This is a genomic window from Mucilaginibacter panaciglaebae (genome assembly GCF_039539265.1).
Classification (GTDB): Bacteria; Bacteroidota; Bacteroidia; order Sphingobacteriales; family Sphingobacteriaceae; genus Mucilaginibacter; species Mucilaginibacter panaciglaebae.
In genome coordinates this window covers 129,619-155,411 of record NZ_BAABCV010000001.1, presented here as the reverse complement: position 1 = coordinate 155,411, position 25,793 = coordinate 129,619, and the positions used below count along the sequence as shown (strand labels likewise).

Genomic DNA, 25,793 nt, shown 5'->3' with positions numbered 1-25,793 from the left:
GTTTTATAATATGTTCTGCCAATTGGGTATAAATAAGTAGTTTTAATGGCTGAAGATGGAACTAAGAACTGTAAATGTTACCCGGTATGTCACCCCATTAAGGGAAGGCGGGTCATTACCTGCTATTGCCGAAGCCGACGATGATTTTCTATATGTGCTGAAATTTCGAGGGGCAGGACAGGGTGTAAAAGCACTTATTGCCGAGTTAATTGGGGGCGAGTTGGCGCGCGCCATGGGACTAAAAGTGCCCGAATTAGTATTTGCTAACCTTGATGAAGCCTTTGGCCGCACTGAACCAGACGAGGAGATACAGGACCTGCTGAAAGCCAGTGTCGGACTAAATCTGGCTTTGCATTATCTTTCGGGCGCTATAACTTTTGATCCGGCGGTTACCACGATTAACGATACGCTTGCGTCACAAATTGTTTGGCTTGATTGCTTGTTAACAAATGTAGATCGTACTCCGCGCAACACCAATATGTTGATGTGGCATAGTGAGTTATGGTTAATTGATCATGGCGCAGCATTATACTTTCATCATTCATGGGATAATTGGAAAGAGCAGGCCGTGCGGCCATTTGTGCAGGTAAAAGATCATGTCTTGTTGATGTCGGCTACTGAGCTGGATGCTGTTGACGCAAAGTTTAAAGCTATCATCAACGAAAAATTAATCCGCGATATTGCAGCTTTAATACCTGACGAATGGTTAGACGAAGATGCCGCGACTGCGGCCGGGCGACGTGAGGTATATATTCAGTTCTTGCTGCTGCGTTTAGCATCGTCAGAAAACTTTATAAATGAAGCAAAAAATGCCAGGGAAACACGTTTTTGAATATGCCGTAGTTCGCGTTGTGCCCAGGGTTGAGCGCGAAGAATTTATAAATGTAGGAGTAGTGTTGTATTGTAAAAAACTTAAATTTCTGCAAGCTATTATTACAGTGAATGAGCAACGTATTTGCTGTTTTACCAATCAGGACGAAGCGCAAAATATTAAGGCGAATCTTCGCGCTTTTGAATTGATATGCCAGGGAAGCGCCGAAGGGGGGCCCATTGCTCAATTGGATGAAGCATCACGCTTCAGGTGGTTAACTGCTACGCGAAGTACCGTGGTACAGGCGTCAAAGGTGCACCCCGGTTTATCAGACAATCCGCAGCAAACTTTGTTAAGGTTGCATGAGCAGTTGGTGCTTTGATAAGAATGATAAACTGACAAGCTTTACTTTGCCATCTTTACCTTAATTACCATCTTTTTCACTTTATCATAACCATCAACATGTACACCTGGCCGATGTGCGTTTTGCGGAAAGAAGATATACAACGTACCTGGGTCTTCAACATACCAGTCGCCTTTTGTGTTGGAATTGAAGTTCTCTACATCTTTAGCAGCATCGTATGGATTGGTAACCTCAGCTGTTTTAGCATTCATCACCCCAACTTTTTCGCGCCCGCTTATAACTAAATGCAGGTCTAAATAATTATGATGCGCTTCCCAACCGGTTTTGTCCATTTCTTTGGTTGGCCCGTTGGTAACCGTTGCAAAAACGTTATCGCCATCAATTACATGTTTGCCTGTTGACAGCGTATCCAGGTTAGTGTTTGTGATGTAACCAAACGCCTCATCCCAATACTTTTTGTTAGCCCGATATTGTTTGGCAAACTCCGCATTGTCAAGTCCGGGATAGAGCTCTAGTTTGAAGCCATTTCGCCATTCTCCTTTTTTAACCCAGGCTTTGGCCGCGTTTTTACTCATTTGTGCCGAGGCGGTTGTGCTGATAAAACATACAATTACTAATATGCCAATACCTATTTTATTGATTGTTTTCATGATGATATGTTTGATATACGCTGACGCTAGCTTAATGGTTTTGTAATCAATATTACAAGTATTTAAGCGTAAATCAATATGCTTAGTTTAAAAATCACAGTGCCTGCATCGTTTGCGTAAAAATATATCGGCATGAGGCTTTTTATTTAACTATAAATTGTAAAATTGCCATTGTAACCAAAAATTAACAATCTTGAGATCTATCCACGCCGTACATCCCGATGATTTTAAATCCTATCAAACCGATAAAATCCGTGAGCGGTTTTTGTTAGATGATATTGTTCAATCTAACCAGATCAATTTTATTTATACGCATTATGACCGGATGATTATAGGTAGCGCTAATCCGGTGGATACAAAGCTCGAACTACCTAATTATTCCAATTTAAAAGCCGACTACTTTTTACAGCGCCGCGAAATGGGCATCATCAATGTAGCGGGCGATGGTGAGGTTACTGTAGATGGAAAAAGTCACCTGGTTAACAAGCTTGATTGCCTATATATCGGTAAAGGCACACAAAACGTAGTATTTGCAAGTGTGGATCGCAATAAGCCGGCGGTGTTTTATATGCTGTCATGTCCGGCGCATGCCAATTATCCAACCGCGTTAATGAGCGGTGCAGATGCTGTAAAGGTTGACGCCGGCGATTCATCAACAGCTAATAAGCGAATTATCAATAAATATATTCATGCAGAAGGCATACAAAGCTGTCAGTTGGTTATGGGCCTAACCATTTTAGCAGAGGGCAGTGTGTGGAATACAATGCCCGCCCATACTCATGACCGCCGGATGGAAGCATATTTTTATTTTGACGTTTTGGATGGACAGCGCGTGTTTCATTACATGGGCGAGGGGGACGAAACGCGCCATATTGTTCTAAAAAACTATGATGCCGTAGTTTCGCCTCCCTGGAGCATACACTCGGGCAGCGGCACTGCAAATTATAGTTTTATATGGGGCATGGCCGGCGAAAATCTGGACTATACTGACATGGATTTACTTAACATTACTGATTTAAAATAATATAAACGTGGAAAACAACTTCTCATTAAAAGATAAGGTAATCGTAGTTACCGGCGGAACAGGCATTTTAGGCAAAGCATTTGTTGAAGGCATTGCCGCTGCGGGCGGAACAGTAGGTATATTAGGCCGAAATCAACAGGTTGCAGACGAGCGCGCTGCTGCTATCAATGCCAGCGGTGGCAAAGCTATCGCCCTGATTGCGGATGCACTGGACGAAGGTGCACTGATTGCCGCCAAAGACAAAGTAATTGCCGCCTATGGTCGTGTTGACGGTTTAGTAAATGCCGCAGGTGGTAACATGCCCGAAGGTGTTTTACTGCCTGAGCAGGACCTTTTTGAAATGAACACGGCGGGTATGCGTAAAGTAATGGAGCTTAATATTTGGGGGACGGTTATACCTACGCAGATCTTCGGCGAAGCTATTGTTCAAACTGCCGGCAGAGGGAGTATTGTGAATATATCGTCTATGAATTCAAAACGGGCGGTTACACGTGTGCTGGGTTACAATATGGGCAAGGCAGCAATGGATTGCTATAATCAATGGTATGCGGTCGAGCTGGCTAACCGCTACGGTGACGCCATCCGTATGAATGCTTTAGCACCGGGCTTTTTCCTCACCGAGCAAAATCGCAACTTGTTAACCAAACCTGAAGGCGGATACACCGATAGGGGAGAGCGCGTAATTAGAAATACTCCTTTTAAACGTTTTGGAGATCCGGATGAGTTGATAGGTGCCCTGGTGTGGTTACTAAGCGATGCATCGAAGTTTGTAACCGGCTCCATGATTACTGTTGACGGTGGATTTTCGATTTTTAGTGGTGTTTAGTTGCCATCGCTAAAATATATATCTTATATTGTACCCGGCTTAAGCCAAACCATTTATAACCAATTATGAAGACAACTCCACCGGGCAATTATCGCTGGATAATTTGTGCCTTGCTATTTTTTGCTACCACTGTTAACTATCTTGACCGGCAAATCATTGGTTTGCTTAAACCAACCTTAGCTGATAAATTTCATTGGACTGAAATAGATTACAAAAACATTGTAAAAGCTTTTCAGGCCTGCTATGCAATAGGTTTGCTTGTGTTTGGCCGCCTGGTTGATAAAATTGGTACCAAATTGGGCTACATTGTTTCTATTATCATTTGGAGTGTGGCAGCAATGGCACATGCGTTGGTGAGGACAACATTGGGTTTTGGTGTGGTTAGAGGGGCTTTAGGTTTGGGCGAATCAGGTAATTTTCCAACAGCTATAAAGGTGGTTGCCGAGTGGTTTCCTAAAAAAGAACGTGCCACAGCTACCGGGATATTTAACTCTGGCGCTAATATTGGTGCGGTGGTTGCACCTATATTGGTTCCGTTTATATTAGGTATTTATGGTTGGCAAATGGCATTTATTGTTACTGGTGCAATTGGCTTTATCTGGCTGGTTTTCTGGATAATATTTTATGAGATACCATCCAAACAAAAGAAGCTATCTGCGGAAGAGTTTGAATTTATTCATAGCGATATTGATGAGGTTGTAGTGTCATCTGCTGACAAAAAGCAAGTTAGCTGGAGCAAATTGTTAAAATTTAAACAAACCTGGGTATTTATTTTCGGAAAAATGCTGACAGATCCGGTTTGGTGGTTCTTTTTGTTTTGGCTGCCGTCATATTTTCAAAGTACCTTTAACCTGGACTTAACCAAACCAAGCTGGCCGTTGGTTATCGTGTATTCGGCCTCTACCGTTGGTAGTGTTGGTGGCGGATATTTATCATCATGGTTTATAAAAAAGGGCTGGCCGGTATTTAAAGCTCGTAAAACTTCTATGTTGTTATTTGCTATATGTGTAGTACCAATAGTTGTAGCCAAATATGCCACTGATATATGGCAAGCGGTAGCGTTGATTAGCCTTGCGGTGGCTGCACATCAAGCCTGGAGCGCCAATATATTTACAACAGCTTCTGATATGTTCCCTAAAAAGGCAATAAGTTCAGTTGTTGGTATAGGCAGTATGGCCGGTGCGCTCGGAGGCTTTTTCTTCCCTGATTTTATCGGATACATTTTACAAACTAATAAAGATGCAGGCCATATTCTGGTAGGCTACAATATTATTTTTGCTACCTGTGGTGGTGCTTACCTGTTGGCTTGGGTAGTTATGCATTTCCTGGCGCCAAAAATGAAACCGGTCAACTTAACTGATTAACCATGTACAGATTAATGGTTTTTATACTGTTGAGTTTGTTTGCAATTGTTCCGGCAACGTTTGCACAAACCGTAACACTCGATAGCTATTTTAACCATGAAACGCATAAAATCAGTAAAGGTACCGCAAGATTTCATTATTTATGGGATGATGAAAAAGATTCAGGCTTTAGTATTTGGGCTGATATTTTTAAAACTTATGGTTTTGCTTTAGATACTTTAGGCAGCGCACCGACTGTCAGTAACCTTATAAATTCATCTATTTATATAATCGTTGACCCGGACACAAAAAAGGAGACTGTCAATCCAAATTATATACAAGAGCAAGACGCTGACCAGATTACCCAATGGGTAAAAGCAGGCGGTGTTTTAGTTTTAATGGCTAATGACAGTGCCAATGTCGAACTTACACATTTTAATATCCTCGCCGGTAAATTTGGTTTGCATTTTAACAATGATCTGCAAAACCACGTACTAGACGACAAGCATTTTGCCGATGGTATAGGTTTGCCCGTTGATAAAGCTATTTTCCCATCGGCGCCTAAAACGTTCTTGAAAGATGTTTGCAGTATTGGTATTGCTACCGCCAATGCTAAAAGTGCAATTAAATCGGCCGATGGCCAATGGAATATTGCAGTAACTCTTAAATATGGAAAAGGAACGGTATTTGCCGTAGGCGATCCCTGGTTGTACAATGAGTACGTGAACGGCCGGCTGCCCGGTGTCTACAAAAATGACATAGCCGCAAAAGAACTTACATCCTGGTTGAAGAAACAAATAAAAAGATAATCAATTATTAACAACTTAACTTACCAACATGAAATTACAATTTATTGCGGGCCTCTTGCCTGTTGTGCTTGTAGCGGCGGCATGTAATTCGTCGTCAACAAAATCATCAGCAGACAGCGCTAAAACAGACTCACTGGCACAAATGGATACAGCCAAAAAAGCCACATCTTTTTATGTCATAAAAAATAAGAATAATGTAAAGGCGATATTTACCAATTATGGCGGCCGCATAGTCAGCTTGTTTGTTCCGGATAGTAAAGGGAAAACTATAGATGTGGTTACCGGGTTTAAAACTGTTGATGAGTACAAAAAATCAACTGAACCTTATTTCGGCGCTACCATCGGCCGGTACGGAAACCGTATTGCCAAAGGTAAATTTAAGCTCGATGGTAAACAGGTTAACCTGACCATTAATAATGGCCCAAACACGCTGCATGGTGGCAAAGCGGGTTTCCAGGACGTAGTGTGGAATGCTAAACAAGTTGACGACCATACCATTCAGTTCACTTATCTGTCAAAGGACATGGAAGGCGGTTTTCCGGGCAACCTGAATGTTACAGTTACTTACAGCCTGAATGATCAAAACGAGCTGCATATGGATTATGAGGCTACAACCGATAAAACTACTGTTTGTAACCTTACTAACCACGCATTCTTTAACCTGAATGGCGAGGGGAGTGGCACTATCTTAAATCATATTGTGCAGATTAATGCGGCCAAATATACTCCCGTTGATTCTACTTTGATACCAACCGGTAAATTAGAGCCGGTAGCAGGTACCCCGTTTGATTTTAATAAACCAACTACTATTGGTGCCCGCATTAACGATAAAAACGAGCAGTTGAAAGACGGCAAAGGTTATGACCATAACTTCGTGCTTTCAGGAACTACTCCTGGCAAATTTGCACATGCGGCAACTGTAGTTGGCGACAAAAGCGGCATTGTTATGGATGTGTACACCCAAGAGCCGGGCTTACAGTTTTATAGCGGTAACTTTATGCAAAGTAAAAATACCTTTAAAGGTGGAAGCAAAGACGATTTCAGAACTGCATTTGCTATGGAAACTCAGCACTTCCCTGATTCACCTAACGAGCCATCGTTTCCAACCACAATTTTAAAACCTGGTCAGACTTATAAAACATCATCATACTACAAGTTCTCTGTTAAAAAATAATCACCAGATCAATAAAAGAAGAAGGCCTGCCGGATATCCGACAGGCCTTCTTCTTTTTGTAACGTTAACAATAATGGTTAGTTGTAAATAAAGCTACCATCGCCACGGCGTTGCATATTCTTGCCGTTGTGCTGTGGTCTGCCGCCCCATTTTTGAAGATTAAGACGTAAGCCCACCAGGAAATAACGGCTATTTGTGTTTGATATGGTGTTTATCTGACCTCCACCCGGCGGAATAGTTTGCTGGATGAAATTATTTTGATGCAGAATATCAAAAACATCGAAAGTAAGCACCAGGTTTCTTTTCTCAAGAAACTCTTTTTGATAGCCTACATTCACCACAAATGGATTAGTGCTATTTTGTATACCAGATACAAAGTTTTTAGAAGCGCTGTAATGAATCTGATGCGTTTTAAGGAAATACATTTTTCCGTCTATTGCCAGCCTGGTGGTTTGATATAAACTTGATCTTGATTTGGGCAGCGAACTAAATCCACGGGTCAATGTATAACCTACATATGGGTTTACTTCAATATTGTCGTTCGGATTTATTCTTGGGCCTACCCGATCATCAAATCTCCAGGTTGTAGTATGGTAAAGAACACCATTGTCCATAGCGGTAGAATAATCGTAATTAATACTACCGTTCAAAGATAAATTATATCTGCGGTCATCAAGCTGCTTAGATATGCCGTAGCCGGTGCCAAATGATTTTGATCCGTTAAGATTAATATAATGTACCTCACGATAATTTTTTCTGCTGGTATCAGCACCATTGACAGTAATAGTTGTGCGTGTTAATGTATTGGTGGTTATTTTATTGGTATAAAAGTTAGCATAACCGTTTAACGATATATTAAAACGGGAGTTTGCTATATAATTATTATAACTACCATTAATAGCATGGTTAAAACCCGGATTAAGATTTGGATTACCCACAATAATATTCAACGGACTAGTACGATCTGTGAACGGTTGTATTTGACTAAAATCCGGATCTATGTTGGCTCCATTATAATTTAACTGTATACGTTGTGTACGAGACCATGCATATGAAAAACGGAATGCCGGTATCACCTTGAAGTTTGTTCGGCTGCTCGTGGCTTTTTGGAAAGTATTGTTATCAACCTTGGCGCCGTCCAATTTATAATTTATAGCGGTAGCACCTATTGACATATTGACCTTCTTGCCATCAAACCGGTAATTAGCAGTATAACGCGATTGAGTTATTGCAAAGTTGTAAATGTTACTCAAATCGGGGCGGTCGACCAATACTCCGTTTGAATTTACTTCTGCTTGCGTCGAGTGTGCGTCATTGGTAGATCGAGAGAAGTCGCCTCTGAATTCCAATAACGAGAATTCACCTAGAGGTTCGGTATAAGTTGCTGTAGTTGAGTAGGACGTTCTTTTATTCCTGCGGGTGACTAAGACATTTATCGTAGAATCCAATGCTGTATCCGGCACCAACAGGGTACTGTCTTTAAAGTAACGATAGGATTTATTTGACCTTCCGTCTGACATTGACTCAGAACGCGATGCATTAAAGGTTACTGATATATTTCTTTTTGGCTTTTTAAACAAGTGTACATACAAGCCATTAATAGCATAATTATTATTATTATTAGAGTTACTGTTTACCCCATTACTCAATATGTGTTGAAACCGTGAAGCGCCTGTGGTATCGGTATAATCGTCAGTTTCATTGTGCCTGTAATTGTTTGAGTTAGACGAGTTTGATGTCGAAAAAGACGGGTTTAGCTGAATAAAGTTTAAACTATCCGCCTGTATATCCATTTGGAAGTGGGCATTATGACCATTACTCCGGTTCTCGTTACTTCCGCTTTGATCAAAATATTGTGGGCCCTGGCTGGTAATATAGTTACCATACTGCCTGTTGGTCGAATTGTTATTATTAAACCAGTAAGAATAACTGGTATTTACCTGTATCTTTTTGCTCCACTGGTCGCGATAACTAAATGAAGGCGACCCGCTTTGAGTAGTACCGGGGTTACCGCCACCAATACCATCTACCGTACTTTTTAAGTTGCCAATCAGACTTATTACCTGGTTGGCATCAATACGTTGAACCGAAACCTGGGCATCGTAACGTCCATTATTACCTGCCTGATCTGTGGTGCGTCCGGTTAAACCTACTGATCTGTCAGGTTTGGTGGTAATGTTGAGGATTTTTTCAGGCAAGCCTGTTTTTATTCCGGTGCGGGCAGCCTGGTCACCATAGTCATCAACAATCTGTATTTTTTCAACAATGTCGGCCGGAAGGTTTTTTATTGCTTGAGCTACGCTGCCACCGGCAAATTCTTTACCGTTAAGCTTTGCTCTCACCACGTTTTCGCCCTGGTGTATCAAGGAACCGTCAGTGCCCACTTCCATGCCCTCCATTTTCTTTAGTAATTCATCAACCGTAGAGTTTGCGCGAACCTTGTAGTCGGCGGCACGATATTCCACTGTATCGGTTTTATAAGTTACGCTGGGCGTCCCGTTTATCGTTACTTCATTAATTTTGTTATTTGCATCTTTTAGAGTAACCGGATCTAATACAATCTTTTTTGCGACGTCGCTATTCAGATATTTTTTTACAAAAGTAGTAGAGCCGATACTTGATATTGTTAAATTAAATGTAGCGCGCTTTACATCCTTAAAAACAAATATGCCGTCCTCATTGGTGGCAGTTTTTATCGTATCTTTTTCGGATTTTAAGGTTACCAACGCCCCCGGAATTGTTTCGCCCTTTTCATCCTTTACAATACCACTAACCTCACGTGTAGGCAGGGGCGGGGGCAGGGGTTTATTTTGGGCTAATAGTTTGCCATATATTGATAGTATAAATGCAATCAAAACTAAAAGTTTCTTCATAGTAAATTATAAAGTATTACTGGTTGGTTTATGGGTTAATTATTGTTTGGCTAACGTGTATTTACCCCAAAAATCTGTAGGTGTAAGCATGTCCTGGAAGTTGATATCTACTCCGCCGCCGCGTCCTCCACGACCGCCGCCGCCACGTCCGCCTCTGCCGCCGCCGCCACCAAAACCTCCGCCATTTGGTAAAGGCAAGCCGTTGAGTACGATGTGATAGGCAAATTCTTTAGGCTGATCGATCGATAGCCCTAACGCTTTAAGCGGGATAGCAATTTCGCAGGTAATAGCATCTTGATCATCAAAGCCTACCATTGACTTGATGCTGTACTCGTTATAAATCGAAATCAACGTATCGGTAATATCTTTGAAACCTAATACCTTGATCTCTTTTGCAGCATCAATGAATTGTTTATGGGCCTCGGCCGTCATGGCTTTTTTAGCAGAGTCTGTAAGATCTGAATTCCGGCCAAAGCCGCCGAAACCGCCGCGACGTCCGCCGCGGCCGCCACCCCTGTTAACTACCGGATAGGTTACATTAAAAGCGTTTTTGTCACTCTTTTTGTCGGCCGTGTTAATGATAATATTAATACCACCGGCTTGTATTTTAGCAATATTGGTAGCGTCGGTAGATTTAGCTATCAGGTAAAGATATTTATCGTCATTGGCCAAGGTATAGTACAATTTAACTGCTTTATTGTAAGCTTGGAAATTATCCTTCCATTCTGATAAATTGCCATCAACTTTAGCACCTGGCACAGCCCAAATGCTGCCCTCCTGTATTTTTTTTAATTGATCTTGCGCATATGACTGAGTAACAGCCAAAACAGCGAAAAATGATACCAAAACAGTTCTTTTCATAATGTTTTCCTATTTTAAGATCGGTTGACTGCGAAATTACGGCGAAGTTTAATCAATATCGTATTGTCATATAAATGTTGCTTATATGTCATATGATTGTTGCACAATTGATTGTTTAAAATTGGTGTATACATGTGTCCAAAAGACGTATTTGTTTGATTTAGAGGCGGCCGGATAAAAAGTCGAAAATCTTTTAAAAAAACATTTGCAAACGTATTTTTAAATCCTACCTTTGCAATCCCAATCGGGATGTAGCGTAGCCCGGTATCGCGCCACATTTGGGATGTGGAGGCCGCAGGTTCGAATCCTGCCATCCCGACAACAAGCGATACCAAGTAGTATCAAAACCCTCTAAATTGTATGATTTAGAGGGTTTTTTTATGGATTTTGCAAAATTATAGTTCAAAGTAATCCATATTAATACAAACTTCTACATGCCCTATATCGCACCCTCTTTTTAATTTGTAAAATTGTTCAATGCGTTTTTACTCGCAACCCGTGGTTGCTTGTAACTGATTTCGTGTTTTAATCCGTTTGTCGCAAAATGTATTCGCGTCGACGGGGATAATATCAAATAAGTAAAACCGCGTATGAAAGCAACAAATTCATTCAGTATCCTTTTTTTTTTAAAAAAGGATAAAGCAAGCAAAGGGATTGCCCCCTTGTATGTGCGAATCACCATTAACAAGAAGTTCGTCGACATTTCTTTGAAACGACGGCTCAGGTTGGTATCCTGGGATCATAAATTTCAAAAAGTAATTGGAGCCGATAAGGAATTAAAAGAGGTACAGGAAAAGGTGCGGCAGACGCGCACGGAGATTAATTCAGCTTATGACAACCTGCGTTACAATAAAGAAGTCCTGACTGCTGATAGCATCAAAACTTTTCTGGAAAGCGGTGGCGAGGAAGAGCAAACTACTTTGCTTTTTCTAATGAACTATCATAATACTGAGGTCAAAAAACTACTGGAGCCAGGCACGATGAAAAACTACTATAGCACCGAGCGATATGTTAAAGAGTTTTTGGTTAAGCGAAAAAAGCGTACGGACATTTACCTTTCTCAACTGGATTACAAATTCATCATTGATTTTGAGATCTACTTACGCCAGCGTGAACCGGATAAAGGTCAGCGCCCTTGTACCAACAATACGGTCATGAAGCACATTGAGAGGCTACGCAAGATGATCAATATCGCACTTAAAAACGATTGGATAGTTAAAGACCCCTTCCTTCGTTTCGAGCGTCACATGATCCACAAGGATAGGCAGTGTTTAGAATTGGAGGAATTGGAAACTATCAAAGCTTTGGATTTCGATATTCATGGGCAAGAGATAGTAAGAGACACTTTTGTTTTTAGCTGTTATACAGGTTTGGCTTTTGCCGATGTATGCAACTTGAGTAGCGAACACTTAGTGACCGATATAGAAGGAGAAAAATGGATCGAAATGGTGAGGCAGAAAACGGCCAATTTTTCTGGCAAAAAATTTTATGTTTTATTATTGCCGGAGGCGATCGAACTCATCAAAAAATATAGAGGTCATCCAATGGCTTCTTACACTGGTACTGTCTTTCCTATCTATTCAAACCAGGCTACCAATCGCTACCTTAAAGTTATCAGCAAAATGGCGAATCTGAATTTCGCTTTAACCTATCACATCGCAAGGCATACGTTTGCGACTACCGTGACTTTGGAGAATGGTGTACCAATGGAAAGTGTGTCTAAAATGCTTGGACATTCGAGCATACGAACAACGCAGATCTATTCTAAGGTCAAGAAAAAGAAGGTTAGTACTGATATGAAAATCTTAAGAGAACGCCTGAAACAGGCATAACCGATAGTAAAGAGCAAGTTTGTGTTTTTGCTATACAAAAACTCGTTTCGCCTTAGCGGCTAAACGGCAAACTTGCCTTCCGCGCCCGTTGGTTGCAGAAGGAGAAATCGAAAGGAATTTAAAAGAGGCAATGATGGAAGAGCAGAAAGTTAAAGCAGAAAAAGCAATCCGCAGTAAAGGCGGCAGACCCCAAAAGAAAATAAAACGGTGCCATATTTATATGATACGGTTAACGGATTTGGAGCAATTTACTATTGCCACGAAAGCCAAAAACGCCGGAACATCAATCAGTGATTTTTTCAGGAAGTCCGCACAGAAGGGGAAAGTTATATCGCGTTTAACAACGGAAGAAGCGAGACATATGCGATTACTGGCGGGTATGGCAAATAACCTTAATCAGCTTACACACCTGGCTCACTTAAACGGGTTGCTCAGCGTTCAAAGAAATTGCAGGTTTCTAATGGCTGAAATAAATGAGTTGTTTAAAAAAATAATTGGCGATGATAGGGAAAGTGATTACAGGTAGAAGCTTTGCCGGTTGCATAGCCTACAATTTGCAACGAGAAGAAGCAAGCATATTAGATGCAAGCGGTGTACGTACAACGAGCGTTAAGGATATTACCAGCGACTTTAATTTTCAGCGAAAGCTCAATCCAAACTTGGGGCAAGCTGTTGGTCATATCGTTTTAAGTTGGAGTGCCAAAGATAAAGCGAAGCTTAATGATGCGATCATGGTTGAGCGGGCAAAGGAGTATATGCACAAAATGAAAATTAGAGATACGCAATATCTAATAATGCAGCATACAGACAGGCAGCATCCGCATTTACACTTGGTTTACAATCGCGTGGGTAATAATGGGCAGACCATCACTGACCGTTACCAGAGAGTAGTTAATGCGAAGGTTTGCAAGGAGATTACCTTGAAATATGGTTATCATTTAGCGGAAGGTAAAGCCCAGGTAAACAGGCAACGCCTGAAAGGTTCGGATCAAATCAAATATGAAATGTATGATGCCATCAAAGCGGTAGCTAAAGTTGCGCAAAACTGGCAGCAATTGGAAGCAGCACTTCTTAAGCAAGGAATACAAACTCACTATAAGTATTTAAGCGGAACTGACACTGTGCAAGGAATCAGCTTCAGTAAGGACATTGCTAAATTCAAAGGTTCTGAAATAGACCGGAGTTTAAGCTACGGCAAATTAAATCAGCTTATTGAGTTTAATAAACAACATGGGCAGCGGCAACAGATTGCGTCAGTAAACGACACAACACTTCCTAACCGAAACTCATTTAGTGATACTCACGGAGGATCTTTATTAGGAGAACTGTTGGAACCCGACCACGAACAGGACACCTCAACACCATTTGAGTTATTAAGAACAAAACGTAAACTTAAGAAAGGAAGAAGGATATGAATGATACACTTGAAAAGCTTGAAGCAATAGAGGAAGTATTGCAACAAGTGATCGTAACCATTAACGGTTATGAGAAGAAAGAAGTTAAAATTCCTGAAATTAGGATACCTGACTATAAAAAGGAGTTGTGTGATATAAGTGGGCAACTTAATGAACTTAAGCAAAACAGTGGTAACGTACAGCTTAACAAGCTATCCGAACAGATTCAACAATTGAATTTATCAAAGCAGCCTGTAAAGCAATATCGTTTCCTGTTATTTCCTGAAACCAACCAGGGCCAATACTATAAAATTGTATTCGGTCGCCTTATTCCTTGGGGAATACTGTTAATGGGATTAGTCTTCTTGTTTGCACTGGCACAAAAGGGATTGGATGTTTGGAGAGTGAAAGAATACAATCAACAGGCTGACAAATATGTCAAAGCATGGAATTATATGAATAACCATGCAGATAGTAAGTTAGTAAAAAAACGAATGGATGAAGCTTGGAAAAGAGCCAACCAATAATCCATAACAGAAAAAAATAAATATTTCATTTTAAAAGTTCTCTTTTTGTGAACTTTTATTTAAATTTGCATAAGATGAAAATTCATCTGATTAAAAAACAAACGCTTGAAGAGTTTGCGAAGCTTCAACCTCGTAGTAAATCTTCTTTGGAAGACTGGACTGAAAAGTTAAAGCTTGCCGACTGGCAACAGCCCGGCGATATGAAATTTACTTATAACACTGCTGATCTGTTAGGGAAAAGCAGCAACAGAGTGGTATTTGATATTGGCGGCAATAATTACCGGATGATCTGCAAATATGTGTTCGGAATAAAGCAGGTGCATCTTTTTGTTTGCTGGATGGGAACTCACGCGGAATATGATAAAGTTTGCAAACAAGGTGAACAGTTTACAATTAATCTTTATTGAAGATGGAAACAACAGTTTTAAAATATACCGTCATAAAAGACAAGAACCAATATGAGGACTATTGTAATCAATTGGAAAGCTTGCTCTCTGGTGCTATTAACAATGCAATACAGGATGAAGTTGATTTGCTAACGTTATTGATCGAGAAATTCGATGAAGAAAATAACACGTTTAATGAAAGTGATCCTATTACCTTGCTGCGCTCCTTTATGCAGGATCATCATTTGAAACCGCAGCATTTAGTTGAAATACTGGGCATTAGTAAAGGTTATGTATCTGATATCTTAAATTATAAAAAAGGACTATCTAAAGAAGTTATTAGGAAACTGGCTGATTATTTCAAAGTTAGACAGGAAGCTTTTAATAGGCATTATAAGTTGATACCTACTGCTGATACTTACACTAATCCAGGCTTGATAAATACTTCTAAGCAAATTCACGCAGCTAAACATTAGTTTAAAGCATTACAGCAAACAATAAAGGACTGCTATAACCGCTGCGGCAGGTTGCTACATTGCACCACGCGCTATCGCGCCGGGTTCCATTTCGTCACCAGCCTCGCCGAATAGCGCAGGAATGCTCTCGTACCTCGGCATACCTGCGACGACCTGTTTAATAAATTTTATCATATTCTCACCGCAGGAGGCAAAGATAGCCTGCACAACGAAAGCAGTAAAGGGTATATAAATGAGTGCCCTTAATTTGTTTTTTAAGGCAGGCTCTCACCCTTGACAGCTTCCGTTGTTTCCGCTTTTGGTTGCTTAAGCGTTGAAAATGGGATGCTATGTTCGGTTATGGCAGCGATCGTAGAACGAAATTATTTGCAGATTAAATAGGATGTGAGGGATTGAATTCAAAATTTAAATGCGTTTTCCAAAGTCAGTACAAATAACTGATAAGTGCTCAGAAACAGCTTGAAAGCCGATATTGCTAAACATTTTGTTGGTTATTGGATTGGTTGCATCTGAAATAATACCGCAGGTGGTAAAACCCGATTTCAAAAGTTTACTGGTAATAGCATGTACCAACATGGTCGCGATTCCTTTCCCACGTTTCTCTGGTAATGTGTAAAGACTGCCAACAATAGGCATTTTATTCTCCGAATTCAGTACTTGGGCTATCGCAGCTATTCCCGAACTAACATTGTATTGTATCAGAATTTGTTGCTCAATGCACTGTGCGACCATTTCTTGTACATAGTCGATACCTCGCCCTTCGCGTTCGCCCCATTCCTCTATACTATAAGCATAACTCATTTGGGTCAACGTCTCGAAATCAGCATAAATTGAATTTACAGCTTTACCGAGATGTTTCCGTTTAAGATGCAGTATATTGTTTGCTACGTAAATGATTCGACTTTTATCTATTGAAGATGGCAACTCTTTTAAATCAAATAACCTATCGAGGATAGGTTTGCTACCTGCAAAATGAAAGTTGGTGTAGTGTTTATAAGTTGCTCTCTCATAGAGTGAATTTATAGCATCATCATCAATAGCGTCTCCGTAAATATAAATGCCAGATTTATCTGTCGAAAGAAATATGATTTTTTTAACACCACTTACAACATTGAAAGCGTCCAAAACACTTACTTCTTGATTTTCAATAGCTTCCATTACTTTTATTACATAAAAGTGCTGATAATATTGCGCCTGGAAATATGGCTGGTTTTCTTTAAAGAATGCGGCGACAGTATCGAAGTTTATAATTTCAGCCATATCTTATTATTTAAAATCATTAAAAAGGTCATTTGTTACCCGCTCAATAGTCAGATTGTTTTCCGGGATGGCAAGATAGTTTATGAGTGTTTGCATATATTCCCGGTTTGAGCCGCAGACATATTGCTGTGCTTGCAAGATTTGACACAGATCAACCTTTAATTTATGCTCCGGCGATAACTGAACCGGTTTTTTGCCTTTAACATGATAAATTATATGATGTTTAGATATAGGCATAATCAATTCGTGGAGTACAATATAGCCGGCAAACCCCTGTTTAAGAATTACAGGATTATCACCGATCAATCCAATACCATTTAAGGCAGTCGGTGCCGCAACAGACCAATCATCAACCACCAGGTTCTCCGCATAAGCAAGTAACTCTAATAGTGCCTTAGATATGCGGTAGCTTTCAACAAAAGCAGGCTCACCCATAATCTTTTCATAAATATCAGCCGGTACGGCTTCATCGGGACTATCCTTATTGATAATCTTGAACCCCAACTTTTGCGGGGAATGGGAGCTTACATAATCTTTAATGAACTGGTCATTTAGCGGAACCCGATAATAGCTTATCGTAACAAAGCGTAAAAGCTGCACAACTTCTTCTAAAGTAAGGGAGATCGGCCCGGGCTTTTTTACAAGTAAAGCGTGGAATGGCGCAGTTTCATCATCTATCCTACTATAGATACCTTCTAAAAAGTCGGTCTTAACATCTCCGATCTGAAAAGTATTTTGATCCTCGCGCCAAAAGATTTGTTTTGGCGATGCCGGTTCTTTCCAGAACATGCCAGTAGTTTTATCATATACATGCAGACGGTCATCATCCATCGCAAATCCTTTAAGCAAAAATCGTGGAAGATAGTGGTGTCGTTTAGAAATTTGCTTTTGTGTCATAGGCCAAAAAAATTAAAGTCTGATAAATTATATCAAGTTAAATATGTGCTTAGATTTGATTTATATCATAAATCATCACTGGTTGCAATTATTTAGTAGTCCCATTCATAATACATTTTCTCAATACATTCATAATACACGCTAAACACTTTGGTACGATAAAAATGCTCGAAATCAATATTCTCTTTCTTGTCAATGTGAATTCGCCCAGCCAGCCAGTAATACTCAAAATTACCTTCACTGATATCTGTTAGACCAGAATATTTAATCGAGCCTAAATCAATATGCCCAAACTGATTAATCTTATGAGGAATGTTATGATAAATTTCAATGGGTGTCAGCTTGTGTTCGATATTAAAAATAGTAAAATCTTTAATAGAAAAATTTATTACCATTGAATGGACAGTATTACTATCAATAGGCAGATTTTTGCTTAAAAAATCCCCGGCGCTATCTCTAATCTTGCCTCTTAAATTGATAAAGGTATCCAATAATCCACGTTCTCTAAGTTTATTTACTCTTTCTATATGTTCATGGCAAACCGATTCAAATTCAGGGTCGTATAAATCGGGTAGTGAAATACTCCATTTATTGTTGCCATCTCTGAGGTCGGATCTAAGGTCATCCATAATTTCCAAAGCTTTAATCGGATCAGTTTCCTCGGTTACCAACTTCAGTTTCTCATAGACTTCTTCAATGTCATTCATTGCTTTGTATGAGGTCTCCTTAAGTTTTTTGAATTCATCAGGAATATCGCCCCACCAATTATCAAGGGGTTCAGCGAAATCCGGTTGTATAGCGGAAAAATCATTAACAGATTTTGGAAGCTGCCATGAGATAAACATTCGGTTTTTTGTAAAGTCGGCTAACTTCAGTTGATTTTCTATTCTGTCTAATGCGTATTTTCTTGAACCCAGCAAATACTTGGGGTCATTAAGTACTATTTTGCCCGGTAAACGATATTTTTCTGCACCATCAGTATCGGCGATACTAAAGTTCTCTACGATCATTTTTGCCGTTAGAAAGTAAATCTTACTATTTTCTTCGATACCTGTATGAGCTATGAGAAAGAACTCGTCACGGGGCTGACAGTCAAGATCAACCACGTACTCTTTATGAACATATTGGGAAGTCGCCTCCGATTCAAAAAACTTAGCCTGAACCACCCCTAACCTTGGCGGACGGGTGTCTAATAGATTCTGTTGCGTCACACGTCGCTGAATAATAAAATCGGCTCCCTGTATATCGACAGATCGTTCAAGTATCCAAAATCTATCAATTAATAGCGCTTTCGTCCTGGTTTCGCCCAAAGAACCGTTTTGCATTACTTTAAGCCAGGTAGGATGTTCACTCATGATATTATTGTATAAGGTTTTGTTGAAAGGTTAAAGCTATATAATTACCCGCATTCAAATCAAATTTACTTCTCCAATTCGCAACAAACAACTCATCAAGCTTAAACATGATTTCCGCTACGATCAGCCCGCTTTTCAATAACTTAATAATTCCTGACCGTCCAATGATTGATAAAAAACTTCAAGATTATTCGTCGTGTCTGGTTTCTGGATCACAAAGCCATCGTCAGTCTTACCTGCGATAATGGCACCGTGCTTTTGCAAAAAAGCAAAAAATGCCCCGTCAGCAAAGTCCTTGGCGACAAGAAAGTGCCCTGCATGTAACAGTTCCGCCTTAAAATCAGTAAAACTTTTAACCTTGTACACTTCGATAATCTTGTCCACCCTTAGCAGCACCACCGGTAGTATTGCGGCCGGTAAACTGGTTCACAACGTTATCATTACAATACCCTGAACGTCGGTTCTGGCAGCATCTAACTGGTGTACAGTAAAATTGCTACGATTCTAGATCATCAGGATCTGTCCTAATAGATCTTCTATCTTCCGCATAGATGATAATAATTATTGTTTCGGTTGAAAGCTATTGCCTCCAGTGAAGTTAGTCTGGTGCTAACTTTATTTTAAGATATCGACATGCTGTTGAAGCCGGAGGGAAACCTGCGATAAAGGTTTTTCTTTGGCATATTCAACCGCTTCTTTTACGGCATCTGTCACAAAGTTTTCAGTGAGCAGGTAGTTCATAATGTAAGAAATAAAAAGGTCAAAACGCTGTATTACTTTTCTTGGATTCTTCGGTTCTTTTGCTTTTGGTACATATTTGCTTTCAACAGTGAAGCCCATTTCAGCAATCTCATCTATTAGATGAGCCGGGTTAAAAAGCGAAATAATAACGCAATCAACAAAGTAAATTCTTTTTAACACGGCGTTATCCATTGGGTTCCAGAATATAGGAACCGTACCGGGCGTATTTTTGTCTGAAAAATCAGGATTGTACAACAACTGTCCGATGACGATGCCGTTGTTCGCAGACCCCCTTTTTACCATGCTAACAGCAGTTTCCGCTAGCTTACCACCGGACATAGCAGTTAAATCCTGATACTCCCTTTTGAAAATCCTGGTGTACAAAGATGCCCTTCTGAATTTTAAACAACAGAATGCTGTTCCCGGACTGGTCTGCGCCAAATTAATAGCATCCAGTTTGGTGTTTTTGACCAGGATATTTACGTCATCAGCATACGATTTGTTAGTTAAATTGGTGGATGGATCAGTCGAATTCCTGCCCCTGATCATAAAATTGGCAATGCCTACTAACTGCCTGCCGCGTCGTGTTTTTTCCATTTCAGGATTTGTGAGTGGCAATTTTGGCGGCACAACTTCGGCATCCTTTCGTTTGATCAAATGCAGATTAAGATCTAAAGTTTCATGGTCAATCTGCGAGGTTTTTAATTCGCCGATGTGGACCACTTTCAAGTTTTTCAGATCGATAAAACTAAAATCTCCATAACGGAGGATATTGGTGATGCCGTGAAACAGAGTAAAGTTTCCTTCGATTTGTTTTACCTTTTTCAAAAACTCCAGTTCACCCCGCTCTCCAATTCCCGCAGTATGGTTAATTACACGTTCATGTCCGTAATGTTCAGAAAGTAGGGCAAGGTCGTTCTGATAAAAAAAGTAAGCGTATGCATCTCCCTGGGCTTTGGCCATACAAACTACTAAATCAATGCCTTTCTTATACCTTGCCAACAAGCGTAACCGGTTAACGAACCAATCGGGTTTATACTTTGACTTATCAGTTACGATAGATTTCTCTTCGACTATAATCTGATCCCGGATAGTTTGGAGACGGAAAATCATCGAGGCCAAAGTATCCTGAAAGGTGATGAAACGCTCGATAAAATTTTCAGTATTAAGCGCAAATGCTTTAAGGTCTGTCAGTAATGCCCAACAATGTTCTAAACCTTTATCGGCTCTCAAAAACTCATCCTCAATAACTTTTCGGGTAATCAGCATTTAACAGCATCTTTTTGCGTAAAGATAACAATTTCAGAAAGCCATCTACTTCCTGTTAAATAATGAACAAGGAGATACGGTATTCGCGTTCTTAGCATTATCAATACCGAATGGGTATGCGCTATTCTCAGGAATTAGTAAATTGCACCATCAATCAAACTAAACCTACATGAATTATCCTTTAATAATCAGCACTGCCAGCGCAGTGATTGCAGCCAGTGCATTTGTGTTAGCCTGGCTGAATTACCGCACCAGCCGTAAGATGCCCAATGAGAATAAGCTCTTTGAAGAGAAGTTTAAAAGCTACAGGTCGGTAATCGCGGCACTTAATACAGCAGCGGCAGTGTATATTGAATGTGCAAATGAGTTTCATGACCTGAAAGGTTCTGCCCAAACGTTGAGGAAGGTAAAAGATGAACTGGATGGTGAGTTGTCTAAAGCATATTATCTTATGGAGGACACAGTTTACGAGCAAACGTTAGTGTTACCTGATGAGGTATTAGAGTGCGTAGACAATTTTTTCGAGTTGTTTGCGAGGGAAGACTTTTTGGAAGAAACTCCAAAGGCTGGAAAAACAGACCAATTTGAAGAACAGATAAATGACCGATTTGATGAAGTGATCAATGCGATGCGCGAGGATCTGGCTTTTGAGAAACTGGATGCGGGATTACAGAAACGTATCGGGAGCCGTCGCGGTAGGACGACAGCGGCCGCAATAGAAGAATAACATAGATTGATATTAACTTTACTGGATGAATCAAATAGTGCTTACCTGGTCAAAAGCCGACTGGCAGGATTTCCAGAAGATCAGCCTTTTTCTGTACCATGACCAAAGCGGCGACCTTGCGGCTGAAGAATTTCTTAGGCAAGGCCACTTTCAATCTGGGATAGATATTCTTTCATTCCGCCAAGAAAGCGGTAAACACGTCTGTATACAATGCAAGCACACTGATTTAACGTTCTCGAAATTAAAACAGATTATCCCTTTGTTTCTGGCAGGTGAGTATGGCGCAACAACAGAGACGTTTATCCTAACCACTACAACAGATTTGCAAAAGCCGGATATCCAGGCTTGGATAACTGCACAAAAACGCGATATGCGTGAAACATACGCAATCGCTTTTGATGTCTGGGACCGTTCCCGCCTGGAAGACGCTTTAACTTCTCAATATCGCCTCGTTGAAAAATATTTCGGTATCGCTGAAGCTAAAGCTCATTGCTTCCAACCGGCCATTAAATTGCCTGATTTGGCGCCATTCCCAAACTTTATGGCACGGCATATACAACCGGTCACCGATACGGGTGATACGGAAGCCTGGCACTTTGCTGACAAGGAACGATCTGTTTTAACGCTGACATCTTTAATTACAGCACCGAAGACAAAAAAAGGCATTTGCTTGATTGCAGAAGCCTATGAAGGAAAAAGCAGCCTGATCCGGCAAACCGCCTGGGAATTAAGCCAGCTTGACCTCGCTATTGTCCCGCTGCTTTTAGATCTGAAATTTTGTTCTGTACTACCCATCGCTCAATTATTGACTGATCATTTTGAAAGCTGGATGAGTGTTCCGGCAAAAAATTTGGTGGTACTGATCGACGGGCTTGACGAGGTTCAGGCAGAGCAATTTAATACGGTAGTTGGACATATCAGGGATTTTGCAAGAAACCATCCAACGATACGGGTGGTGTTTTCCTGTAGGAAAATGTTTTATAACTACCAAAACCTTAAAAACGAACTCATCGGTTTTGATTTTTATGAATTACTTGAACTGCATATGCGGCAGATATTTTATTATTTGGAAGGCCAGTTGGGCAGTTACGACTATGCCATGGCATTTTATAGCCGGATGAACGGCCTGGGCATCGCTAACCAGTTAGGCACCCCCTTTTATCTGCTTCAGATGGTTAAATGGTTTAACGACCCGGCACAGGAAATGCCCACAACCAAAATTGCTATCGCTACTCGTTTTGTAGATGAATCGTTGAGCTTCTCCGCCACCCGAAAATTACGTTCCGGCCTTAGTCTTGATAAATATAAAACCAAGTACCGGAATGCATTGCAACAACTGGCGCTTTTGTTACAGATCAAAGGGCTCAATGCCTGTCATGATGAATTATTGCAGGAACTGTTCCAACAGGACGATATCGACCTGTTAACCCACAGCTCCATCCTTAATATCCGCAACGGGCAATGGTCTTTTATCAACGCGCTTTTCCAGGAACAGCTAGCAGCGCTGGCCCTACAAAAACTGGATGCCGATCAGGTTGTAGGCCTGGTCACCTTAGGGGACAAAGTGCGAAAGATCAGCCGGAAATGGATACAAACCCTGGCTACGTATTTATCGTTACTGCCGGAAAATCATGGAGACCGGCAAAAATTGGTTACCGTTATCGAAACTGATAATATTGAATTGCTGGCATTGAGTGAGGGTAGTAAATTCAGCGGAGAGTTCCGGCTAGAGGTGTTAAAAAAAATATTGAAACGGACCAATCGCCACCAGGCAAGATTAGTCGCGATCGATGAATCTAATCTGGCTGCTTTTGCAGGAAATGATGATGCAGTCGTTAGCGAATTACTGGCTGTACTTGTCATGGATACAGCCGTTATTGTTAAGATCGTTGCTTGCCGGACACTTCGGTACCTCAGCCTATCTGCTTCTCAGGCGGCGCGCTATGCCCAACTCGCCAAAAAATTGCTGTTAGACATAAAAGATGCTGATCTGGGCCGCCTCTTATTGGAGGCATTGGCACATTATCAATTAGGAGAAGAAAAGTTCCTGGCGCAATTTTTTGGCAATCCTTTGTTAGCAACATCACACGAACTCCGCCAGGGCCTTTATCCCTATCTGGCAGCCCATGGCCTGATAGACGACCATTATGACTGGATACTATCGGGTTTCCCGGTACTTTACGCGCATAATACCGGGGTCTCCCATTTTGGTTCCGAGAAAAAATTAGTCGACCTGGTACTGATAACTCGAAACGGCGAGCATATCCGTCAGCTGCTCCAGCTCATACAGGGTGAACCATTTCAAAAATTCTTCCGGGATGATAAAGATGGCACGAAAGCATTTTATAAGTCACTGGCCAAAGTTTGTGCGGAGATCTATACCGTAGACCGGACGATCATTTTCCCGGTAGTAGCTTACCTGATCTTTACCGGCCGTCATCATTATGATCGTGACGCGAACGAGATGGTTGAATTTTTAGAACTAACACAGACTTTTTCGCTGGGCTTCCGCATTGCGCTTTTAGCAGACAAAGCCTCACTTCAAAATTACGCTTACAGTGGCGCGTTGCGCCCTGCTTGTAACCCAGATATTTGGTATGCAGTTGAAGAAGGCTTTTTGAACCGGGACGGGTTTGAGATTTGCTGCAATGGGTTTTATTACAGTCAGCAAAGGGATGCCTATGAACAACTTGAAAAATCAGGTGAAAAAATATTCGGATTTAAAAATGAACCTAACCCGGCCGGTGTCAAATACTGGGAAACCCAGGAAAGGAAAAAAAGAAACGATCTGAAGTACATTGGTTCCAGGGAAGCATTCCGGGAAGGTATTATCGAACTTTTTCGCGTTTCGGGAAATGATACGATTAGTATTTCAGACTTATATGAACAGTTTGATGAAGACAATCCATTAATAGAAGTCAATTCAAGCTTGCTTACTTCGTTTATTACAGCCCAGGCAAGTGACAAAGAGGCCTCGTTGACGGTATGTTTACAGGCGGTTAATAACCTTGAGTTTTTCAAGATCTGGCGAGCAGATCAACTGATGCAAAGCCATATCATTCAGTATTACCCTGAATTAGTAAAAGAGCATATTGAAAAATATTACAACGAGGAAATCTGCGTTTTTCCATTCGATGATTTAACTGTCGATAGTTCTTACAATGAACTTTACCAGGCAAAGCAGTTGCTCAAAATTTGGCGGGATTACCAATTTCCGACAACAGATGAGATCCTGCTAAAATTTATCAGGGTAAACACCGAGGGGTATGGTGGAATGCGGTTTGCTGCAGATAATAAACGTAAATCAGTAACTAACGCATTGCTAAATTATTTTGACGGTCACAAATCTCTTTTGAAGCAACGCGTATTAAGCAATCTCCAAAATGGATTGAAGAACCGTCAGGTTATTGGAACGCATATGGAATTTTGCCGCGAGTTAGCCATCAAAGAAGCACTTCCATATATTTTAACGGTCATTCTAACTGAAGATGTGAATTCTAATTATACGGACGACTACATGACCTTATATACCTCACTCGGTGGCCCGCCCGCAGACCTGTTACCTGTTTTTAACAAGATTGCAGATTTGAATGGTTACCTGATTATGTTTATGATCAAATTGCTTCAGCCAACTCACCCATCAAGTGTCACGGAAAAACTACTGGTGTGCCTCCGATCTCCGGACACCGGACCAGAACGAAAAATTGAAGCTGCACGGCAATTATCCCAGCTTGGAAACGAAGAAGGCTTCACTTATCTGATCGATAAATTTGAGATCGGCAAAATTGCACCCTTTGAAATCCAGGGAAAAATCGCAATTTGGAATGTGCCCACCAATTGGGCGTTAGAGCAACTGAAGCCACTCATACCTATACTATTAGACGAGCAAACAGATAAAATACGTTTTCACCACTCACCAAAGAATTTACTATTAGAGATATTAAATGGCTTCGCGGCCAAAAGTGAAAAGGATTTGCAAATGGTCATCGGGTTAATGGATCAATGTGTGGATGAGCTAGCACTAGCTTATCCAAAGAATTCAGGTCATTTAGGCTGGCACGCCGAACAAATGACAGAGCGTTACCGGGAGATTAATGTTACTCCGCTGGGCAATAGGGAGATCAAACAACTTTTTCAGTCTATCAACGACAATTAGGCTATTCATTAAAATTTAAAAGAATGTTGATTTTAACA

General features: G+C 40.7%; 23 protein-coding genes and 1 tRNA gene. 16 read left to right on the top strand and 8 right to left on the bottom strand.

Annotated elements, in window-relative coordinates; translation table 11 throughout:
* Nucleotides 1-55 precede the first annotated feature (55 nt).
* Nucleotides 56-832, top strand: coding sequence for a HipA family kinase (locus ABD772_RS00680; protein WP_345100307.1), 777 nt, complete (start codon nucleotides 56-58; stop codon nucleotides 830-832).
* Nucleotides 798-1,193 (top strand): DUF3037 domain-containing protein, encoded by a 396-nt coding sequence (locus ABD772_RS00675; protein ID WP_345100305.1) that lies wholly within the window; start codon nucleotides 798-800, stop codon nucleotides 1,191-1,193. Before ABD772_RS00680 ends, ABD772_RS00675 begins: the two co-directional genes overlap by 35 nt.
* A 23-nt stretch (nucleotides 1,194-1,216) precedes the next feature.
* Here ABD772_RS00675 and ABD772_RS00670 read toward each other — a convergent pair whose 3' ends face one another.
* Nucleotides 1,217-1,825, bottom strand: a complete 609-nt coding sequence (locus ABD772_RS00670; protein ID WP_345100303.1) for a NanQ anomerase/TabA/YiaL family protein — start codon at nucleotides 1,823-1,825, stop codon at nucleotides 1,217-1,219.
* Nucleotides 1,826-2,018: 193 nt separating this feature from the next.
* Here ABD772_RS00670 and kduI point away from each other — a divergent pair, with 193 nt between their 5' ends.
* The 5 genes from kduI (at nucleotide 2,019) to ABD772_RS00645 (ending at nucleotide 7,001) form a co-directional block, all read left to right on the top strand.
* The gene (gene kduI / locus ABD772_RS00665) at nucleotides 2,019-2,849 is read left to right on the top strand and encodes a 5-dehydro-4-deoxy-D-glucuronate isomerase (RefSeq protein ID WP_345100301.1); all 831 of its coding nucleotides are present in this window, start codon (nucleotides 2,019-2,021) and stop codon (nucleotides 2,847-2,849) included.
* 7 nt (nucleotides 2,850-2,856) lie between these two features.
* A complete protein-coding gene (locus ABD772_RS00660) occupies nucleotides 2,857-3,675 on the top strand; it encodes an SDR family oxidoreductase (protein ID WP_345100299.1) in 819 nt (272 codons plus the stop codon).
* A gap of 65 nt (nucleotides 3,676-3,740) precedes the next feature.
* Complete coding sequence (locus ABD772_RS00655; protein WP_345100297.1) at nucleotides 3,741-5,039, top strand: MFS transporter; 1,299 nt, start codon at nucleotides 3,741-3,743, stop codon at nucleotides 5,037-5,039.
* Between the two features lie 2 nt (nucleotides 5,040-5,041).
* Entirely contained in the window at nucleotides 5,042-5,827 is a 786-nt protein-coding gene (locus ABD772_RS00650) for a DUF4350 domain-containing protein (protein WP_345100294.1), read from the top strand.
* Nucleotides 5,828-5,855: 28 nt separating this feature from the next.
* Nucleotides 5,856-7,001 (top strand): aldose epimerase family protein, encoded by a 1,146-nt coding sequence (locus ABD772_RS00645; protein WP_345100292.1) that lies wholly within the window; start codon nucleotides 5,856-5,858, stop codon nucleotides 6,999-7,001.
* 77 nt (nucleotides 7,002-7,078) lie between these two features.
* On the opposite strand, the gene ABD772_RS00640 is transcribed toward ABD772_RS00645, so the two are convergent.
* Both ABD772_RS00640 and ABD772_RS00635 read right to left on the bottom strand, forming a co-directional pair.
* Nucleotides 7,079-9,874, bottom strand: a complete 2,796-nt coding sequence (locus ABD772_RS00640; protein ID WP_345100290.1) for an outer membrane beta-barrel protein — start codon at nucleotides 9,872-9,874, stop codon at nucleotides 7,079-7,081.
* Nucleotides 9,875-9,913: 39 nt separating this feature from the next.
* Nucleotides 9,914-10,735 (bottom strand): hypothetical protein, encoded by an 822-nt coding sequence (locus ABD772_RS00635; RefSeq protein ID WP_345100288.1) that lies wholly within the window; start codon nucleotides 10,733-10,735, stop codon nucleotides 9,914-9,916.
* Nucleotides 10,736-10,980: 245 nt separating this feature from the next.
* On the opposite strand from ABD772_RS00635, the gene ABD772_RS00630 reads away from it, so the two are divergent.
* From ABD772_RS00630 to ABD772_RS00600, 7 genes are all read left to right on the top strand, one after another.
* Nucleotides 10,981-11,054 (top strand) — tRNA-Pro (locus ABD772_RS00630).
* A 271-nt stretch (nucleotides 11,055-11,325) separates the two neighbouring features.
* Nucleotides 11,326-12,567 (top strand): site-specific integrase, encoded by a 1,242-nt coding sequence (locus ABD772_RS00625; RefSeq protein WP_345100286.1) that lies wholly within the window; start codon nucleotides 11,326-11,328, stop codon nucleotides 12,565-12,567.
* Nucleotides 12,568-12,655: 88 nt separating this feature from the next.
* Nucleotides 12,656-13,093 (top strand): plasmid mobilization protein, encoded by a 438-nt coding sequence (locus ABD772_RS00620; protein ID WP_345100284.1) that lies wholly within the window; start codon nucleotides 12,656-12,658, stop codon nucleotides 13,091-13,093.
* Nucleotides 13,068-13,982 carry a relaxase/mobilization nuclease domain-containing protein gene (locus ABD772_RS00615; RefSeq protein ID WP_345100282.1) on the top strand — a complete coding sequence of 305 codons (915 nt, stop codon included), beginning with the start codon at nucleotides 13,068-13,070 and terminating at the stop codon, nucleotides 13,980-13,982. Before ABD772_RS00620 ends, ABD772_RS00615 begins: the two co-directional genes overlap by 26 nt.
* Nucleotides 13,979-14,488: a hypothetical protein gene (locus ABD772_RS00610; protein WP_345100280.1), complete on the top strand. Its 510-nt coding sequence runs from the start codon at nucleotides 13,979-13,981 to the stop codon at nucleotides 14,486-14,488. Before ABD772_RS00615 ends, ABD772_RS00610 begins: the two co-directional genes overlap by 4 nt.
* 74 nt (nucleotides 14,489-14,562) lie before the next feature.
* Nucleotides 14,563-14,895, top strand: coding sequence for a type II toxin-antitoxin system HigB family toxin (locus ABD772_RS00605; RefSeq protein ID WP_345100278.1), 333 nt, complete (start codon nucleotides 14,563-14,565; stop codon nucleotides 14,893-14,895).
* Between the two features lie 2 nt (nucleotides 14,896-14,897).
* On the top strand, nucleotides 14,898-15,350 hold the full coding sequence (locus tag ABD772_RS00600; RefSeq protein WP_345100276.1) for a helix-turn-helix domain-containing protein: 453 nt from the start codon (nucleotides 14,898-14,900) through the stop codon (nucleotides 15,348-15,350).
* A gap of 405 nt (nucleotides 15,351-15,755) precedes the next feature.
* Here ABD772_RS00600 and ABD772_RS00595 read toward each other — a convergent pair whose 3' ends face one another.
* The 5 genes from ABD772_RS00595 to ABD772_RS00575 all read right to left on the bottom strand — a co-directional run bounded on the left by ABD772_RS00595 (nucleotide 15,756) and on the right by ABD772_RS00575 (nucleotide 20,872).
* Nucleotides 15,756-16,610, bottom strand: a complete 855-nt coding sequence (locus ABD772_RS00595) for a GNAT family N-acetyltransferase (RefSeq protein WP_345100274.1) — start codon at nucleotides 16,608-16,610, stop codon at nucleotides 15,756-15,758.
* Between the two features lie 6 nt (nucleotides 16,611-16,616).
* A complete protein-coding gene (locus tag ABD772_RS00590) occupies nucleotides 16,617-17,507 on the bottom strand; it encodes a DUF4238 domain-containing protein (protein WP_345100272.1) in 891 nt (296 codons plus the stop codon).
* A 92-nt stretch (nucleotides 17,508-17,599) separates the two neighbouring features.
* Complete coding sequence (locus tag ABD772_RS00585; RefSeq protein ID WP_345100270.1) at nucleotides 17,600-18,862, bottom strand: hypothetical protein; 1,263 nt, start codon at nucleotides 18,860-18,862, stop codon at nucleotides 17,600-17,602.
* 135 nt (nucleotides 18,863-18,997) lie between these two features.
* On the bottom strand, nucleotides 18,998-19,246 hold the full coding sequence (locus ABD772_RS00580; RefSeq protein WP_345100267.1) for a hypothetical protein: 249 nt from the start codon (nucleotides 19,244-19,246) through the stop codon (nucleotides 18,998-19,000).
* 231 nt (nucleotides 19,247-19,477) lie between these two features.
* On the bottom strand, nucleotides 19,478-20,872 hold the full coding sequence (locus ABD772_RS00575; RefSeq protein ID WP_345100265.1) for a hypothetical protein: 1,395 nt from the start codon (nucleotides 20,870-20,872) through the stop codon (nucleotides 19,478-19,480).
* A gap of 169 nt (nucleotides 20,873-21,041) precedes the next feature.
* Between ABD772_RS00575 and ABD772_RS00570 the strand changes: the two genes are divergently transcribed.
* Together ABD772_RS00570 and ABD772_RS00565 are read left to right on the top strand one after the other, a co-directional pair.
* Nucleotides 21,042-21,599: a hypothetical protein gene (locus tag ABD772_RS00570; RefSeq protein ID WP_345100263.1), complete on the top strand. Its 558-nt coding sequence runs from the start codon at nucleotides 21,042-21,044 to the stop codon at nucleotides 21,597-21,599.
* A gap of 25 nt (nucleotides 21,600-21,624) precedes the next feature.
* Nucleotides 21,625-25,755 carry an NACHT domain-containing protein gene (locus tag ABD772_RS00565; protein WP_345100261.1) on the top strand — a complete coding sequence of 1,377 codons (4,131 nt, stop codon included), beginning with the start codon at nucleotides 21,625-21,627 and terminating at the stop codon, nucleotides 25,753-25,755.
* Nucleotides 25,756-25,793 lie beyond the last annotated feature (38 nt).

Coding starts and splice junctions, on each gene's coding strand:
- ABD772_RS00680 (WP_345100307.1), top strand. CDS start 56: ATGGAACTAAGAACTGTAAATGTTACCCGGTATGTCACCCCATTAAGG.
- ABD772_RS00675 (WP_345100305.1), top strand. CDS start 798: ATGAAGCAAAAAATGCCAGGGAAACACGTTTTTGAATATGCCGTAGTT.
- ABD772_RS00670 (WP_345100303.1), bottom strand. CDS start 1,825: ATGAAAACAATCAATAAAATAGGTATTGGCATATTAGTAATTGTATGT.
- ABD772_RS00655 (WP_345100297.1), top strand. CDS start 3,741: ATGAAGACAACTCCACCGGGCAATTATCGCTGGATAATTTGTGCCTTG.
- ABD772_RS00650 (WP_345100294.1), top strand. CDS start 5,042: ATGTACAGATTAATGGTTTTTATACTGTTGAGTTTGTTTGCAATTGTT.
- ABD772_RS00645 (WP_345100292.1), top strand. CDS start 5,856: ATGAAATTACAATTTATTGCGGGCCTCTTGCCTGTTGTGCTTGTAGCG.
- ABD772_RS00640 (WP_345100290.1), bottom strand. CDS start 9,874: ATGAAGAAACTTTTAGTTTTGATTGCATTTATACTATCAATATATGGC.
- ABD772_RS00635 (WP_345100288.1), bottom strand. CDS start 10,735: ATGAAAAGAACTGTTTTGGTATCATTTTTCGCTGTTTTGGCTGTTACT.
- ABD772_RS00625 (WP_345100286.1), top strand. CDS start 11,326: ATGAAAGCAACAAATTCATTCAGTATCCTTTTTTTTTTAAAAAAGGAT.
- ABD772_RS00615 (WP_345100282.1), top strand. CDS start 13,068: ATGATAGGGAAAGTGATTACAGGTAGAAGCTTTGCCGGTTGCATAGCC.
- ABD772_RS00610 (WP_345100280.1), top strand. CDS start 13,979: ATGAATGATACACTTGAAAAGCTTGAAGCAATAGAGGAAGTATTGCAA.
- ABD772_RS00605 (WP_345100278.1), top strand. CDS start 14,563: ATGAAAATTCATCTGATTAAAAAACAAACGCTTGAAGAGTTTGCGAAG.
- ABD772_RS00600 (WP_345100276.1), top strand. CDS start 14,898: ATGGAAACAACAGTTTTAAAATATACCGTCATAAAAGACAAGAACCAA.
- ABD772_RS00595 (WP_345100274.1), bottom strand. CDS start 16,610: ATGGCTGAAATTATAAACTTCGATACTGTCGCCGCATTCTTTAAAGAA.
- ABD772_RS00590 (WP_345100272.1), bottom strand. CDS start 17,507: ATGACACAAAAGCAAATTTCTAAACGACACCACTATCTTCCACGATTT.
- ABD772_RS00585 (WP_345100270.1), bottom strand. CDS start 18,862: ATGAGTGAACATCCTACCTGGCTTAAAGTAATGCAAAACGGTTCTTTG.
- ABD772_RS00575 (WP_345100265.1), bottom strand. CDS start 20,872: ATGCTGATTACCCGAAAAGTTATTGAGGATGAGTTTTTGAGAGCCGAT.
- ABD772_RS00570 (WP_345100263.1), top strand. CDS start 21,042: ATGAATTATCCTTTAATAATCAGCACTGCCAGCGCAGTGATTGCAGCC.
- ABD772_RS00565 (WP_345100261.1), top strand. CDS start 21,625: ATGAATCAAATAGTGCTTACCTGGTCAAAAGCCGACTGGCAGGATTTC.